The sequence below is a fragment of the Bacillus sp. FSL W8-1143 genome (assembly GCF_037965155.1).
Classification (GTDB): domain Bacteria; phylum Bacillota; class Bacilli; order Bacillales; family Bacillaceae; genus Bacillus; species Bacillus pumilus.
The window spans coordinates 3,232,772-3,248,534 of the sequence record NZ_CP150182.1 but is presented as its reverse complement, the minus strand read 5'-3'; the positions used below and the strand labels follow the sequence as shown (position 1 = coordinate 3,248,534).

At 39.2% G+C, this 15,763-nt stretch carries 10 protein-coding genes; 7 read left to right on the top strand and 3 right to left on the bottom strand.

The window, feature by feature from the left end; translation table 11 throughout:
* Nucleotides 1-166 precede the first annotated feature (166 nt).
* The gene (locus NSQ36_RS16655; protein ID WP_050944698.1) at nucleotides 167-2,797 is read left to right on the top strand and encodes a glucosaminidase domain-containing protein; all 2,631 of its coding nucleotides are present in this window, start codon (nucleotides 167-169) and stop codon (nucleotides 2,795-2,797) included.
* Nucleotides 2,798-2,814: 17 nt separating this feature from the next.
* On the opposite strand, the gene NSQ36_RS16650 is transcribed toward NSQ36_RS16655, so the two are convergent.
* Nucleotides 2,815-3,996 carry a CDP-glycerol glycerophosphotransferase family protein gene (locus NSQ36_RS16650; RefSeq protein ID WP_050944372.1) on the bottom strand — a complete coding sequence of 394 codons (1,182 nt, stop codon included), beginning with the start codon at nucleotides 3,994-3,996 and terminating at the stop codon, nucleotides 2,815-2,817.
* Between the two features lie 11 nt (nucleotides 3,997-4,007).
* Nucleotides 4,008-4,778, bottom strand: coding sequence for a WecB/TagA/CpsF family glycosyltransferase (locus NSQ36_RS16645; protein ID WP_003213336.1), 771 nt, complete (start codon nucleotides 4,776-4,778; stop codon nucleotides 4,008-4,010).
* 371 nt (nucleotides 4,779-5,149) lie between these two features.
* Between NSQ36_RS16645 and tagD the strand changes: the two genes are divergently transcribed.
* The 6 genes from tagD to tagH all read left to right on the top strand — a co-directional run bounded on the left by tagD (nucleotide 5,150) and on the right by tagH (nucleotide 14,584).
* On the top strand, nucleotides 5,150-5,539 hold the full coding sequence (gene tagD, locus NSQ36_RS16640) for a glycerol-3-phosphate cytidylyltransferase (protein ID WP_008343212.1): 390 nt from the start codon (nucleotides 5,150-5,152) through the stop codon (nucleotides 5,537-5,539).
* Nucleotides 5,540-5,635: 96 nt separating this feature from the next.
* Nucleotides 5,636-7,102, top strand: a complete 1,467-nt coding sequence (locus tag NSQ36_RS16635) for an alpha-glucosyltransferase N-terminal domain-containing protein (protein WP_050944371.1) — start codon at nucleotides 5,636-5,638, stop codon at nucleotides 7,100-7,102.
* Nucleotides 7,103-7,150: 48 nt separating this feature from the next.
* Nucleotides 7,151-9,412, top strand: coding sequence for a CDP-glycerol glycerophosphotransferase family protein (locus NSQ36_RS16630; RefSeq protein WP_339206162.1), 2,262 nt, complete (start codon nucleotides 7,151-7,153; stop codon nucleotides 9,410-9,412).
* 181 nt (nucleotides 9,413-9,593) lie between these two features.
* On the top strand, nucleotides 9,594-11,960 hold the full coding sequence (locus tag NSQ36_RS16625; protein ID WP_050944367.1) for a CDP-glycerol glycerophosphotransferase family protein: 2,367 nt from the start codon (nucleotides 9,594-9,596) through the stop codon (nucleotides 11,958-11,960).
* Between the two features lie 172 nt (nucleotides 11,961-12,132).
* Entirely contained in the window at nucleotides 12,133-12,960 is an 828-nt protein-coding gene (locus NSQ36_RS16620) for an ABC transporter permease (protein WP_003213689.1), read from the top strand.
* Between the two features lie 19 nt (nucleotides 12,961-12,979).
* Nucleotides 12,980-14,584 (top strand): teichoic acids export ABC transporter ATP-binding subunit TagH, encoded by a 1,605-nt coding sequence (tagH, locus tag NSQ36_RS16615; RefSeq protein WP_339206161.1) that lies wholly within the window; start codon nucleotides 12,980-12,982, stop codon nucleotides 14,582-14,584.
* Between the two features lie 223 nt (nucleotides 14,585-14,807).
* Here the strand turns inward: tagH and galU are convergent, their stop codons facing one another.
* On the bottom strand, nucleotides 14,808-15,689 hold the full coding sequence (gene galU / locus NSQ36_RS16610) for a UTP--glucose-1-phosphate uridylyltransferase GalU (RefSeq protein ID WP_034318540.1): 882 nt from the start codon (nucleotides 15,687-15,689) through the stop codon (nucleotides 14,808-14,810).
* Between the last annotated feature and the right edge of the window lie 74 nt (nucleotides 15,690-15,763).

Here is a 15,763-nt window from a genome sequence, read left to right as displayed (position 1 = left end):
ACCGAAGCGCAGACCTGACACCGAATGCGAGGGTTTGTCTACACGCTGAGAGGACTTCGAAGGGGTCCTCTATTTTTCTATTGCATAAATAACTTGAAAGAGTACTTGTTTTTGTCGATAAAGAGATTAGTAGACTATTATGCAAAGTAAGAGAGGGACAGTGAACGTGAAAAAAACCATCAAGATTATGTTACTCGCAGCTGCCTTTGGTATGACAATACAGACGGGCAAAGAAGCGCAAGCAGCCTCCTATGTCGATCAATCCATTTATACGATGAGCACCTCAAAAGTATTTACAACAGAGTCAGAAGTAAAAAAAGCAGTGGAAACATTGAAGAAGGACAAAAAGTGGACAGCCACTTATCAAACCTCAGGAAACACGTCGACCTATCAGCTCACTGCCTCAGGATATGAGTCACAAGCAGCAGCGAGTGCAAGTGCAGCTGCATTAAAAAAAGAGACGGGTATGAGCGGTACGGTGTCCCCAGTGGGTGACCGCCTTCCATTACAAAAGGTCGTATCTGACCCCGTCAATGATGAAGCTCAGGCGAAAAAGCTCTCGCTCGAGCTAACGAAAACAACAGGGCTCGGTAGCACCTATGAAGTCATAAATCAAAGCAGACCTTCTTATCAGGTCATTTCAGGGACCATTGATTCTGAAACGAAAGTCAAAAATATTCAAACCGAATTACAAAAGCAGGCCGGTGTCACTAGTACATACCAAACTGAAAACAAAGCAGGCACTGTGTATCAGCTGATTTCAGGCGGTATCGTTGGGCAAAGTAAGGCGAATACGATCTTGCAAGGCTTTCAAAAAGAGTCTGGTTTAAAAGCGGTGCTTCAAACGGTGACAGCAGGCAAGCCATATTACATCGTCACATCAGCTGCACAAGCGAACCAGTCAAAAGCACAGACGCTTCTTACCCAGCTTCAAAGAGAAGCAAAGATCAGCGGGAAGATTCAAAAGACAGGCGCTTTAAAAAATGTGTATCGCTTGGAATCAGGCTATTTCAAAGACAACAAACAGGCATCCTCAGCTGCGGCCCAGATTAAGAAACAAACCGGCGCTACAGGGACTGTGCAGCGAGTGGGAAAAACAAAAAATTATATCGTGAAGCTCAATCAACTGAACGATACAGCATACGGAAAAACGGTGGCCTTTTTCAAGAAAAAGAAATGGCGCTACACATCGCAAAAGATCTCTTCTACACAGCCATATCAAGTAGTGACTGGAAACCTATTAGGAGATGATCAAGCGAAAAAAGCAGCAGCTTTCTTCCAAAAGAAAAAGGTATCAGCAACAACGAAAAAAACAGGTAAAGCATCTGACAGCACGTATCGACTTGTCGTCAATCAATCAGCGGAGCAAGCCAAAATAAATAAAGGTGCCGCATATTTAAAAACGCAGAAAGTGACAAGCAGCATTACAACTGGTAAGGGCCAAGCTGTCAGCAAAACGTATAGTCTCAAGACAACACCTGTATATGAGCAAAGTAAAGTCAAGCAGGCTCAAGAGATTATCAAGAAAAATGGCGTTGCCAGCAGTACAAAAACGTTGACAGAAGCGGTTAAACAATACCGGATCACGACAGAGCCGACGGTGAATCAGACTAAACTGAATCAAGCGCTAAGCTATTTAACGAAACAAAAAATGAAAGCAGCTGCTCAAAAAACAGGGACAACTGATTATGGTCAATATCAGATCAAAACAGGTGCCATCTCAACAGCTGCATTGCGCGATCAAGGCATGGCATTTTTCAAAAAACGTAATGAACCAGCTGCCTATCAAACAACAACGAAACCAACCTACAAAATCAACATTACGCAGCAATTCACAGGATTACCAACTGTAAATGCAGCGATTGCTTTTGTGAAAAGTCAATATGGCTGGACAGCTACAGCCGTAAAAATCAAAAATGGCCCAATGGTCATGCAAACGAACTACAACCTCACTGTCAATGAGATGGTGAACAAGCAAATGAAGGTGTCACCACAGACAGATGGTGCAGCCTATGTCTATGCACCATATGTTGACACGGCGACGTCAACTGTGAATACGGACGGCTTAAATGTTCGTTCGACACCTGATTCGAGCTCTGCGAGCAACATCGTGGCGCAGCTGAATAAAGGAGCAAAAGTGAAACAGCTTGGGAAAGAAGGAAACTGGATCAAGATCAGCCTTGGCTGGAGAAATGCAAGCTCAGCAGAGGTGCAGAAATATGTAGACCCAGCCAATATTGCTGAGGGCACTCAATCTTATTTTCAATTTCTGAAACTCTCTGAAGCTGCGAATCTCAATCCGGCAGAAGTCAATTCAAAGATTCTAGCAGGCAAAGGGATTCTTGCAGGTAAAGGACAAGCCTTTATTACGGCAGCGAAAACGTATCATATCAACGAAATTTATCTCATTTCTCACGCGTTGCTTGAAACAGGTAACGGAGGTTCCATTTTAGCGAATGGTACGATGTTTAATGGAAAGAAAGTATATAATATGTATGGCATTGGCGCATACGACAGCAATCCGAATTACCTCGGTGCAAAATATGCGTATGAACAGCAATGGTTCACGCCAGAGGCAGCCATTATTGGCGGGGCAAAATTCATTGGCAACAGCTATATCAATCACGCCACATACAAACAAGATACGATTTATAAAATGCGCTGGTCTAGTTCAGCGACTCATCAATATGCAACAGATATTGGCTGGGCATATAAGCAAGTCACTCGTATGTATAGCTTGTATAACTTACTTGATAACTATACGCTCTATTACGATATCCCGGTTTATAACAAATAAAAAAACGTCCGTGCTTCCTAATGAGAAGCCGGACGTTTTTTGTGTAAGAGCTGCTGTTCAATAAAGAATAAGAGCTGCTCACTGGACCTTCCCTTTGAATATTGATTCCATTCCTCGGCGAAGGTTTTAATTCGTTTTAGTTGATCTGATTCATGAAGTAGCTCCTTCAAGAGCATGCTTTGAGTGATACAAGCCTTCCCAGGAATGATGTCCTCATACCGATCGACTAAGCCGCGTTTCTCTCGATAAGTGTCTAAGTCATAAGTGAAGAACAAAACAGGCTTTTCAAGCAGTGCATATTCAAACACAATCGATGAGTAATCTGTGATCAGGACATCGCATGCACAAAGCAATGGATAAAGCGGCTGATCGGACACATCAAATATCCATTCATCGTCTGTTTCCGCCTTCGCTAAATGTTTGACCGCAGGATGAAGCTTGACGAGCAGAATATAATCTCCGTTTAGCTCTGTTTGTAATTGCTCCTTTGAAAAAGGCAGGACAAGACTGTCCATTGCAAAGTCTCGATAGGTCGGTGCATAAAGCAGGATCTTTTTCCCTTTAGGAAAATCATTCGGCTTCAAGGAAGACGGGCGCTGGTCATAGTACACATCCGTCATCGGTACACCTGTTGGTAAAAAACGTTCATCATTCACCCCAAACGAAGACTTAAAAATCTCGCGCATATGATCTGAGCCTGTAACGATATAATCGAAAGACGCATAGACTCGTTTGAACCGTTTGATGTCACGAGGACTTCGTTCCGAATTTGAAGCATCTTCAAGACCGAATTTTTTCAACGCCCCATTGGCATGCCATACTTGAATACAGGTGGTAGAAGGACGTTTTTTGAGTACGCTTGTCATGAGAAAGTAATTATCTGTCACGACAACCTTGCTTTTAAACATCGTGTAAATACATTGAATGAGATGGAGAGGATTTTTTTCATGAAAATAGCGAAATGACAGATGAGACTCGTCCTTTTCTATCGCAGAAGCATGCTTCGTATAGAGGACAGTAAGCTTCATCGTCATGTTCGCCTGTTGTTGATAAGTATCAATAAGAGCAGCTGCATTCTCTTGAAATGAAACAAGCAGCGTCACCTGGTTTTCATGCGGTTTCACGCCGCTCATCAGCCATCCAATAAAAGAAACGAAAGCTGCATAGCTTGAAATGATCATTGAGCGTATATTTATCATTGGTCAGTCTCTCACAGCTGCTTCGTCTGATCCTTTACTTGCTCAGGATAGTAACGTTTTTTCCCTTTGTTTTCTTTCAATACGGCAAAAGCGTATTTAGGAATATTCAACATTCGCTTCCATCTCCATGGATTCACAACAAGTCTGTACAGCCATTCTGTATTTGTTTTAATCATCCAGCGTGGTGCACGCTTCACCGTTCCGCTAAATACATCAAAGCTTCCGCCTAAACCGATGCAAACAGCCTGCGGGAATAAATGACGGTATTCATAAATAAAGTTCTCCTGATTTGGATAACCTAAAGCAACGAACACCATATCTGCTTTCGAGCGAGCGATTTGTTTTGCTACGAAACGTTTATCGGCTTGATAACCGTCACAGCTTCCTGCAATGACCACATTTGGATATTCCGTATCAATTCGCTGTTTAACAGCCTCAAGCACTTCTTTTTTCGCCCCATATAAAAAGATACTTTTAGACTGCTTGTTTGCTAGATCAAGCATAGACATGAAGACATCAAAGCCAGCAATTCTTGACTTCAGCGGACTTTGTGTCAAACGTGACATCAAGACGACGCCTACACCATCCGGCAGCACATAATCCGCAGAAGAGACAACTTGATGATACGTCTGATCCTTCATAACAGCATAGCCAATCTCTGGATTGACAGTCGCAATCATGGCGCCTCTTCTTTGAGAAATATGATGGTGATTCATATAGCTAATAAATTCATCTAGGTCGCCATTTACATAAGAAAGGTTAGAGACCACTTCTGTTTGCATTGTTTAGACCTCCTTTTTCATCTTGTTATCTATGAACGTTCATTGTAAATTCATTCTTCGTCTACTCATCATTTTATCACAGATGCTCCATGAAATATTAACAATAACTTTACAAACCTTTAAATTTCATGACATTTTCATCAATTCATAAGGAGGCTGCTGCGAGAAACATTGATTCTTCGGACTTTCGCTTGTGCGCCCAATAAATTGGAAATAGTTTGTCTTTACATCTGCTTAACGTTTGATGGGCGCTGTGATATAATGAGGTTCCGAAGAGCGAAAAGATACGAACGAAGATCATAGGATTACGGATAAACATTACTGCATGAAAGCAGTTGAATAAGGAATGAAGAAAGGAGTTCATGTTTGCGATGAAGAAAGTTATTACTTACGGTACATTTGATTTATTACACTGGGGGCATATTAAGCTGCTCGAACGTGCAAAGCAGCTTGGAGATTACTTAGTGGTGGCCATTTCGACAGATGAGTTTAACTTACAAAAATCAAAAAAGGCTTATCATAGCTACGAGCATCGAAAGCTCATTCTTGAAACGATTCGTTATGTAGACGAAGTCATTCCAGAAAACAGCTGGGATCAAAAAGTCCGTGACGTGCAAGAGCACGATATTGATGTGTTTGTCATGGGAGATGACTGGGAAGGTAAATTCGATTTCTTAAAAGAGCATTGCGAAGTCGTGTACTTGAAAAGAACAGAAGGCATCTCGACAACACAAATTAAGGAAGAAATTGCTGGACTTTAATAGATCAAAAAAAGTACTTCTTATCTTTTGGTGAGAAGTGCTTTTTCATGTAAAATACAATGAGCAAGTTATCATTATTTTTAAGGAGAGCTTCCTTTGTTTCAAAATTGGATGAAGAAAAAAGTTGAACACACATTGGATCAACCTGAACAACATGAAACAATGACATCAGTTGACATGCCTGATATGGACTACTACTTTATCATGGGTGATGTACCAAAACAGGATGAGCACTTAACGAAGTCTTTAAAAGCGAGATTAAAGCCATTGGCTGACAAACATAAACGTAATGCCATTTTAACTTTGAATTATGATGCAAATGTGAAAGAACATATTCATAGCTTGGAGGAGACCCTTCTGCACCAAGTTGACATCTTGAATGTATTTGAGCACTATATTCTACCGGAAAGCGGAAGTAAAAGGCGTTACTCGGAATTTATCATCGGTACATCTTTTCAATCGATCAATGAAGCAGTGATGCCAGCAGAAGAATCAACAGTGCAGGTGACGAGATATGAACTGCCATCTTCCCCTATTTGTTATATTGATCAATATAATGAAGAGCAGGAATTAGTAAAGAGGGAAGAGTACAATTGGCAGGGCGTTTTGTGCAGAGTACAAAGCTTTGTTCCTCATACAGGTGCCCTATACTTGGAAGAACTAATCAATGACGATGGCAATATCTATATGGAGATCATCTACCCTGGAGATACAAAAAAGAATCCAGTTCGGCATATTAATTGGTATAAAAAAACAGGAATTCAAACTTTTACAAAGAAGACAGATATAAAGCAACGATGGTTATCTAGTATTCAAACACAAAATGACCGTTTGAAACTGATGATTACAGAAGACCGGGATCAAGACCGTCACCTGTTTAAAATCGATCAGCCCGAAACAACGTATTATGCTGCATTTGTACATGACGCACATTATGAAGAAGATCCGCATCAACTCAATTCTCAATATGAAGAATTATTTAAACAAATAAGAAAACAGCAAGTGGATGCCGTCTTCTTTGGAGATACTAAGCATAAGGTAGATGTTGAGAAGGTATTGGGAGAACAAGCCTATTTTTATCTTGTGCCTTCTGATGAAATGTCTCTTTGGAATACAACGCTACATCATATGCTCGAAAATCGTGAGCGTAAAGATGAACTGAGAAGGATCGTGGACCGCATGAAATGGGTTTTGCGTGATCTAAGCGCTGAACATCATGTTCTTCATCTTCAGCTTGAGCTGAAGGACGAAATGAGTCATGCGGATCATGTGCAAATCGATTTCGCAGGATATGATCGAGTGAATGGAGCTGAAATCATATCTCAAACAATCGATGAAAACCATCAAGTCAGCTTCCCAATTGGGCATTTTCAAACAAAGAAAAACATTGAAACCAATCAAACAAAATACGTTGATTTTTACATTCGTTTTAAAACAGAAGAACTTCAGGAAGTTTTGCAGCGTCTAGAAGTAGAGGAAGAGCTGCTCACCAATAAACCATCGTCAATCGATGGGTGGTCGTATCAAACGAAACAAGGAAACTATTCTTGGAAAGTAAAATAATGTGACAACACAACGGTAAGATTTCTGAACAGAGGAGATTAACGATTAATGATTGAAGAGGGAATTCATAAGAAGAGTGTCGTTGAAGGGTTAAAAAATCATCATGAGAAACTAGAAATGCTTATTCGCATCGACGATGACATGCCATTAACAGATAGAGAATTTTATTTGTTTATGAGGGAAAGGGTATCAAAACAAGAGCTTTTCCTTCCGCTTGTTCATCAAGAAGACAATCTATTCAAATTGGTATTGAGTGAACCATCGCTTCCGCTTGCATTAGAGCAGGGTCAGACATACAACCTGTATGTGACGGACTATCTGAGTGCAAACAAAGAAGAGGATGAGGACGAGCTTGAGGACTCAGCCTATGATTCTGATTCGGAAGAAGAGGAAGAAGAACTTAAAGAAACGGATCATGCCGAAGTAGAAGAGAAGACGTCATACTATAAACGCCGTTTAAAAATGGAAATAGAGAAGCCAGAGCTGACTTATTTAGAAAATAAAGACGCAATACTGTATGTCATCCCGTATCGTACGGATAAAGGAAATGCATCGTTTAAAATCAAGCGTGAGCTAAAGGTTGTGAAATTCAATCATATCGAGCTCAACAAAGAATGTACGTTATCTTTATCTGGTTATGCAGGCGTTCTCAGTGCAGAGCATCCTTATGAAATCAAGGAAGTAAAGCTTCTAGTGAAGAGAAATGGAGAAGAGCCAATTGAGCATCGCTTTCCGGTAAATATGACCCCAATAAAAGATGAAGTGGTCAAATACCGTGATGATCAACAGGTACCTCAGCTTTATCAATTTCTAGCAGAAGTTCCTTTAGAGGAATTGACCTATTCGTTAAACAAACGTTTTGTATATCGCTTCTATTTTGAATTTATTTGCGATGTAGGTGGAGTAGAGGAGACTTTAACGACCACTTCTCTAGTCCTTGGAGATCGCTCAAACAAACTCAAAGGGCTTGTTCAAATTCATAAAAGAAATGATGTACCGATTCGATATGAGGTGTATCGAAAGAAAAAAAGACAAACGCTTGGTATTCGAATTAATGATTATACAATGAAAACACGTGCGAAGTACTATGTCAAAAGCAAGTGGAAGAAGTTCAAAAAGCAAATCGGTAAAATCAAAAAAGTCCGTAACCGTCTTGTAACAAGGACCTTTAAAACGACCTTTCAGCTGGCGAGCAAGCTGTCTGTGAAAAAGAAAACCGTTATGTTTGAAAGCTTTAATGGAAAACAATTTAGCTGTAACCCACGTGGGATCTATGAGTATATGAAAGAAAATCATCCTGAATATACATTGATCTGGAGCGTGAAAAAAGGGCACGAAGCACCGTTTAAGGAAAAGGATATTTACTATATCAATCGTCTGTCATTGAAATGGATTTTTGCGATGGCAAGAGCTGAGTATTGGGTCGTCAACAGCCGTTTGCCGCTGTGGATTCCAAAACCAGAGCATACAACATACTTGCAGACATGGCACGGTACGCCGTTAAAACGACTGGCGATGGATATGGACGAGGTGCATATGCCTGGAACAAACACGAAAAAATACAAAAAGAATTTCACGAAGGAAGCGTCGAATTGGGATTATCTCATTTCACCAAATGCTTACTCGACTGAAATCTTCACACGTGCCTTCCAATTTCAAAAGACCATGATTGAGTCAGGATATCCGAGAAATGACTTCCTTCACAATCAAAACAATGAAGAAACGATGAGAGCACTCAAACAAAAAATGAACCTGCCGCTTGATAAAAAATTGATCTTATACGCTCCGACATGGAGAGACGATCAATTTTATAAAAAAGGGCAGTACAAATTTGATTTAGACCTTGATTTGCATGAGCTGAGAGCCGCTATCGGAGATGAATATATTATCATTCTGCGTATGCACTATCTAGTCGCTGAAAACTTTGATTTAGGACCATATGAAGGCTTTGCCTATGACTTCTCTCATTACGAAGATATTAGGGATCTTTATATGATTTCTGATCTGCTCATCACTGACTACTCATCTGTATTCTTTGATTATGCAAACCTTAAACGTCCGATGCTATTCTATGTGCCAGACATCGAAACATATCGTGACAAGCTGAGAGGCTTCTACTTCGACTTTGAACAGGAAGCACCTGGACCTCTTGTGAAAGAAACAGCCAGCGTCATTGGCTGGGTAAGAGAAACAGAACAGCCAACCTTTACTTTGCCAGCTTCATTCGCACCGTTTTATGAAAAATTCTGCTATTTAGAGAGTGGGGAGTCTTCGAAGCGTGTGGTGGAAGTAGTGTTTTCTGAAAAATAGTTTAAAAAGTACCGTTCTTCACCTTTGAACGGTACTTTTTTGTGTTTTTTATTCCAATGTACACATATTTAAAAGTTATGGTAAAAATAAAAAAACATAGAATTTTAACAGTAAACATGCTAAATTTAGATAAGATTATCCGGTAATGTAAATTTGCTGAAAATAATATAGAGGTGCTTCAATGTACAAACTTTATCATAATTTTTTAGAAATTCTTAATTTAGATGAACACAAGTTAGTTATATATATTGATAACATAGAGAAGTTGTGCACTTTTGAATTTGAAGAGCTAAATGTAAATGAATCAAAGTGGATTTGCGAAATTGATGTAAAGGATCAGATGATTTTTGAATCCACAATAGACAATTCTAATGAAATGATCTATCTCTATGCGAAGGATCATCACTTATATATTGTCAAAGAAAGCTCAGACATGGTCCAGCGAGATCAAGTACTTCCCATTGAAATTAATAATCAATTCGAGGATATCTTTGTCAAGCAATTAGGGTTAGATCGCTATGGCTTATACAGCGGCGAAGAGGAACTGTTATTATTTTCAGGGCTACTGAATGTAGATGAGATCAATCGGAATTATAAAATAGATTTGCCCATTAAAGAGGTAGATAGACGATTTGTGGATATCTCCTTTATTGGATACAGTATTTTCCATTTTGTGATTACCTATGATTGTCAGAATAAGGAGCTAAATGTAAGGAAAATTTTGTTTGATGTGATGCAGGAACATAAAGATATTGAAGTGACTGTGAATAATCGTAATCAAATCAAAATATCAAATAAAGTGACGGATCAAAAGAAAATCGTCAACTTTAGACTCGTTCCTAGATATCAGCCGCTAAAAGTTTTTGGTAAAGATACCTTGGAGCAGTTCAAAGATGACAATATTCTCAATATCTTGGTGATTAATAAGCAAAGATATTACATCTATGTCAGAACGAATGGCGTTTACTTAGTGAGAGGAAACCCATATCTCGTTACAAAACATACGTCGAGATTACGCATCTTTAGTATGTTTAATAGTTTTTATGTTTATGGAAGATTGACGCATTATGCGTATAATTCAGACCAAAAATATGAATATCTTTACATTAGAAACTCTGAGCACCAGCTGGCGAAATTTATAAGACCATTTAGAAAGATTAAATTCTTGAAAAGATATGGTTTCTTTAAAATTTCGTTAAACGATCTTGATTTAGATAGCAGAATCCACAATAACTTGTTTGTAGGAAATGATCACCGAATTATCCATAGTTTAAGGTTGAGAAAGAGGGATAAAAAGGTCAAAACATATATCACGAAAAAGAATGGGGACAAGCTGCAAGTCCTAAGAACCAATCTATTTGGAAATGTGACATCAACCATTATTCCTTATTCACAGGAATATTCTTTATTTAGTAAAGTGAAAATAAAAATAGCGAGTATCCTATCATCATTCTATAAAGACAAAAAGTATCGTGTGAATTTGTTTTTTGAGAAAAAGAGTGATAAAGCAGATGAATCAGCTATTAGAGTGTATGACTATGTACAGGAAAATTGTCAAACAGACTCAAAAAATTACTTTATTCTTAATAAGAAATCAAACGCATATCCAGCATTGAAAGCGAAATATGGAAAGGGTATCATACCGAAATACAGTCTCAGACATTATTTAAGTATATTTAATGCCAGTTATTTTATATCAAGTGAATTATCTAACCATGTTCTGAATGATAGGTTGTATATTGACCATCTCAGAGAGAGAATCATGAGTGTCCCACTCGTCTTTTTACAGCATGGCATTATGTTTGCTAAACCGGTTGATAATCCAATGGCCTTTGGATTCCATAAAGACAAGAATCAATACAATATTTATAAATCAGTCATCAGCTCTGAATTAGAGGCCGGTGAATTTTATAAAATGAACTATGATCGTGAGGATTTGATTTTGACAGGTCTGGCAACCTTTGATCATGCCAAATTAGTAGACGGTGCAGATAAGATCGCCTTTATGCCAACTTACCGATATTGGGAAGAGGGACTTATTTATACAAATAGAATTGAAGAAACATCTTACTATAGAGTTCTAATCAAAATCATCAAAAGCTTTGAAGAAGCAGGTCTTCTTGATCGTCTGTTAATTGTACCGCATAACAAATTTTCACAGTACGTTTATCAAAATCTGCCTCAGTATAAACATATTATTTCTGATAACCCATCGGAAGCGCTAAAAGTGTCAAAAGTGTTTATTACTGATTATTCATCTGCTATTTATGATGCACAATATAGAGGTGCCTACCCTATTTTTTATTGGGAAGAAAAAGATTACTTGATTAGACAGTATAAGGCGATTCCTCCTGTAAACGATGAAAATGCACCAGGACCGATAGCATATAATACACAAGAGCTGATTCGAATCGTGAAACATGCGATCGATTGTCAGTATGTTGTGGAAGATGAATATAAAGAAAAATACCTGAAAATCAACAGCTTTAACGATAATCAGAATACGAAAAGAATTACGGATTTCTTAAAAGAACACCAAATTATCTAATATGTGAGGACCCCCTGAATCAACGATTGAAAGGATTCAGGGGGTTTTTGTCTTCTAGTTTGACGTGCATGACTTTTGTTATAAGATGAAATGTGCATCGTTATCTGTTACAATTATGAGCGGTGCTTTTTAAAAAAGTAATCCCAAAAACTTATATCTAAGGAAGATTAGAATGAACGCAATGTTGACGATATTAAAGGAGCAAATCAGCTCATTTCCGCTGATTATGCGACTTGCTGTTTATGAAACAAAATCAAAATATCAGATGAATTATTTAGGTGTTTTATGGCAGTTTTTAAATCCATTGATTCAAATGCTGGCTTACTGGTTTGTTTTTGGTCTGGGAATTCGCGGAGGACAGCCAATTGTCATTGGAGGGATGGAAGTTCCGTTTATCATTTGGATGCTGGCTGGATTAATCCCTTGGTTCTTCATTAGTCCGACGATACTTGATGGATCAAACAGTGTGTTTAAACGTATTAATATGGTATCGAAAATGAATTTCCCGATTAGTGCGCTGCCGTCTGTAGTGATTATGTCCAACTTGTTCAGCTACTTTGTCATGATGGGTGTCTATCTGATTGTGCTGATTTCCTATGGCATATATCCTGATGCACATTGGCTACAATATATATACTATCTTATTTGTATGATCGCGTTTATGTTTTCGTTTAGTTTGTTTAATTCCACGATTAGCGTACTCGTGAGAGACTATCAATTTCTTTTACAATCAGTGACACGTTTACTTTTCTTTTTGCTGCCGATTTTTTGGAATATCTCAGAGAAGCTCACTGGAGACAAAGCATGGATCGGGGATATACTAAAATTGAATCCTCTTTTCTACATTATTGATGGTTTTAGAAATAGCTTGTTAAAGGGAGAATGGTTCTTCCATGATGTGAAATATACGCTTTATTTTTGGCTGATCACGCTACTTCTTTTAACAGTCGGTTCATTGCTTCATATGAAATTTAGGGATAAATTTGTCGATTTTCTTTAAAAAGTAAGGAGATTATACGATGAAACTAAAGGTTTCGTTTCGAAACGTATCCAAGCAATACGTCCTATATAAAAAGCAGTCAGATAAGATTAAAGGGCTGTTTTTTCCTAATAAAAATGAAAAAGGTTTCTTTGCTGTTCGTGATGTGTCCTTTGATGTATATGAAGGCGAGACGATTGGTTTTGTAGGGATCAACGGATCTGGAAAATCAACGATGTCGAATCTTCTTGCGAAAATCATTCCACCGACAAGTGGTGAAGTTGATATGGACGGTCAGCCTTCGTTAATTGCCATTGCGGCAGGGCTAAACAACCAATTAAGCGGGAAAGACAACATTCGCCTCAAGTGCTTGATGATGGGGCTGACGAATAAAGAGATAGACGAACTATATGAAAAAATCGTAGAGTTTGCGGATATTGGTGACTTTATTGATCAGCCTGTGAAAAGCTATTCAAGCGGAATGAAGTCACGTCTTGGCTTCGCCATTTCAGCGCATATCGATCCAGATATCTTGATTATTGATGAAGCGTTGTCTGTTGGTGACCAAACCTTCTATCAAAAATGCGTGGATCGAATCACAGAATTTAAAGAACAAGGGAAGACGATCTTTTTTGTCAGCCATTCCATTAGCCAAATTCAAAAAATCTGTGACCGAGTGGCTTGGATGCATTATGGTGAGCTTCGTATGTTTGATGAGACGAAGAAGGTCGTGAAAGAGTATAAGGAGTTTGTTGAATGGTTTAACAAGCTTTCTAAAAAAGAAAAAAAAGAATATCAATTGAAACACAAAGAAGGTCGCAAAGGTGTACAAAAAAAGACAGAGAAGGTGTCTCGATATAATGAGAACGGAAAACGACGTTCCTTTTTTGGACCAGCCTTTCAAGTGACGATAATAGCTGTTTTAACGATTTTACTTGCCTTATCGATGTTTTCGGATCGTCCACTTCGTACACTGGCGACGTTTGGCGCCATCCCAGCAGATAAGACAGAATCGCCTCAGTCAAAGAACCAGCTAACAAAAGGGGCGCCTGATATGAAAAAGGTGGATCGACAGACGCTTGTCACGGCAGATCCACTCACGGTGTACAAAGATCAAGCCATGAAAAAGAAGGCAGGTGTCACTTTGCCATTCGGGCAAGAGATACAAGCTGTCGCTGAAAATAAACAAACCGTTCAAATCAAAACAGCATCAGAGACGTATTTTGTCAAACCTGAAGGGCTTCAACCTGCAGAGGAATTAAAGTCTTTATCCATTGGACCTGGACAGTTCAACTCGTATGTATCGCCCGCATCTGCTGGCTCGTATGAGTATTTACTTTCTTTCCTTGGAAAAGAGGAATCTGTGCTTAAGCAAAAAATGCAAACGCTGAGCTCGATCAAAAGTGATCAAGGCGGTACGATTGAGCGATTGACCACAGAGAAAACTGACTATGTCATTCAAAATGGTCAAGCAAATGCTATTGTCTTTCATGAGGTGATGCCGATCTCTCCTTCGACACTTGGACTGACAGAACAGAAGGTTTGGATGAATGAGAAACAAACGAAATTCGCAGTAAAGGGCGAAAGCAATCTGTTTGTCATTGATAATGAACAGCATACACTGACGATTTCAGTGATGAAATAAAAAGCTGCCGATTCCGACAGCTTCAGCGTGTAGACAAACCCTCGCATTCGTTGTCAGGTCTGCGCGCTGGTGCTCACGAATATTCAATTCGCTCCGCGCCAGTGCTCGCCTCTCCTAGACTTCAAAGGTTTTCTATCACGCTGAAAAGAAGACAAAGTGCTAAAATAAAAATCATTTTAGCACTTTGTCAACAATCTAAAGCTGCCGATTCCGGCAGCTTTTTTTAATTCGCTTCTTCTTTTTCGAGAAGCTGTTTCATAAATGGAATGAGTTTCTTTTTCAGATCCTCATCTTGAAGGGCAAACTCGAGAGTCGTCTCGATGAAGCCTTGCTTCTCACCAACATCGTATCGTTTTCCTTCAAAATCATAGGCGAATACACGCTGGATATCATTCAGCTTTTGGATGGCATCTGTCAGTTGAATTTCCCCGCCTGCACCAATTTCTTGCTGATCAAGGTACATAAAGATCTCTGGCGTGAAAATGTATCGTCCTAAGATGGCTAGATTGGATGGTGCTGTACCTTGCGGTGGCTTTTCCACAAAGTTTTTCACTTGATAGCGGCGTCCTTCTTGTGTAAGAGGGTCGATGATCCCGTAGCGATGCGTATCGCTGTCTGCTACCTGCTGAACACCAATCACAGATGAAAGGGTCTTTTCGTATTCATCCATCAGCTGGCGAAGCCCCGGTGTTTCCGCTTGAACAATATCATCACCTAATAAAACGGCGAATGGCTCATCACCGATAAAATTGCGTGCGCACCAAACAGCGTGTCCAAGTCCTTTAGGCTCCTTTTGACGTATGTAATGAATGTCAGCAATGTTAGAGGATTTTCTCACCTTCTCTAAAAGCTCGCTCTTCCCTTTTTCCTCTAGGTTGCGCTCTAGCTCTGGTGCAAAATCAAAATGATCCTCAATGGCTCTTTTTCCTTTTCCAGTGACGATAATAATGTCTTCAATTCCTGATTCAACAGCTTCTTCAATAATATATTGAATGGTTGGTTTATCAACGATTGGCAGCATTTCTTTAGGCATAGCTTTTGTTGCAGGGAGGAAACGTGTCCCAAGACCTGCAGCTGGTATAATGGCTTTACGTACTTTTTTCAATGAACTTTGCACCTTCCTTACATAGATAACCGATTTAATCACTCAATGTTTGTTCGTGGTCGTCTGTTTAAAGT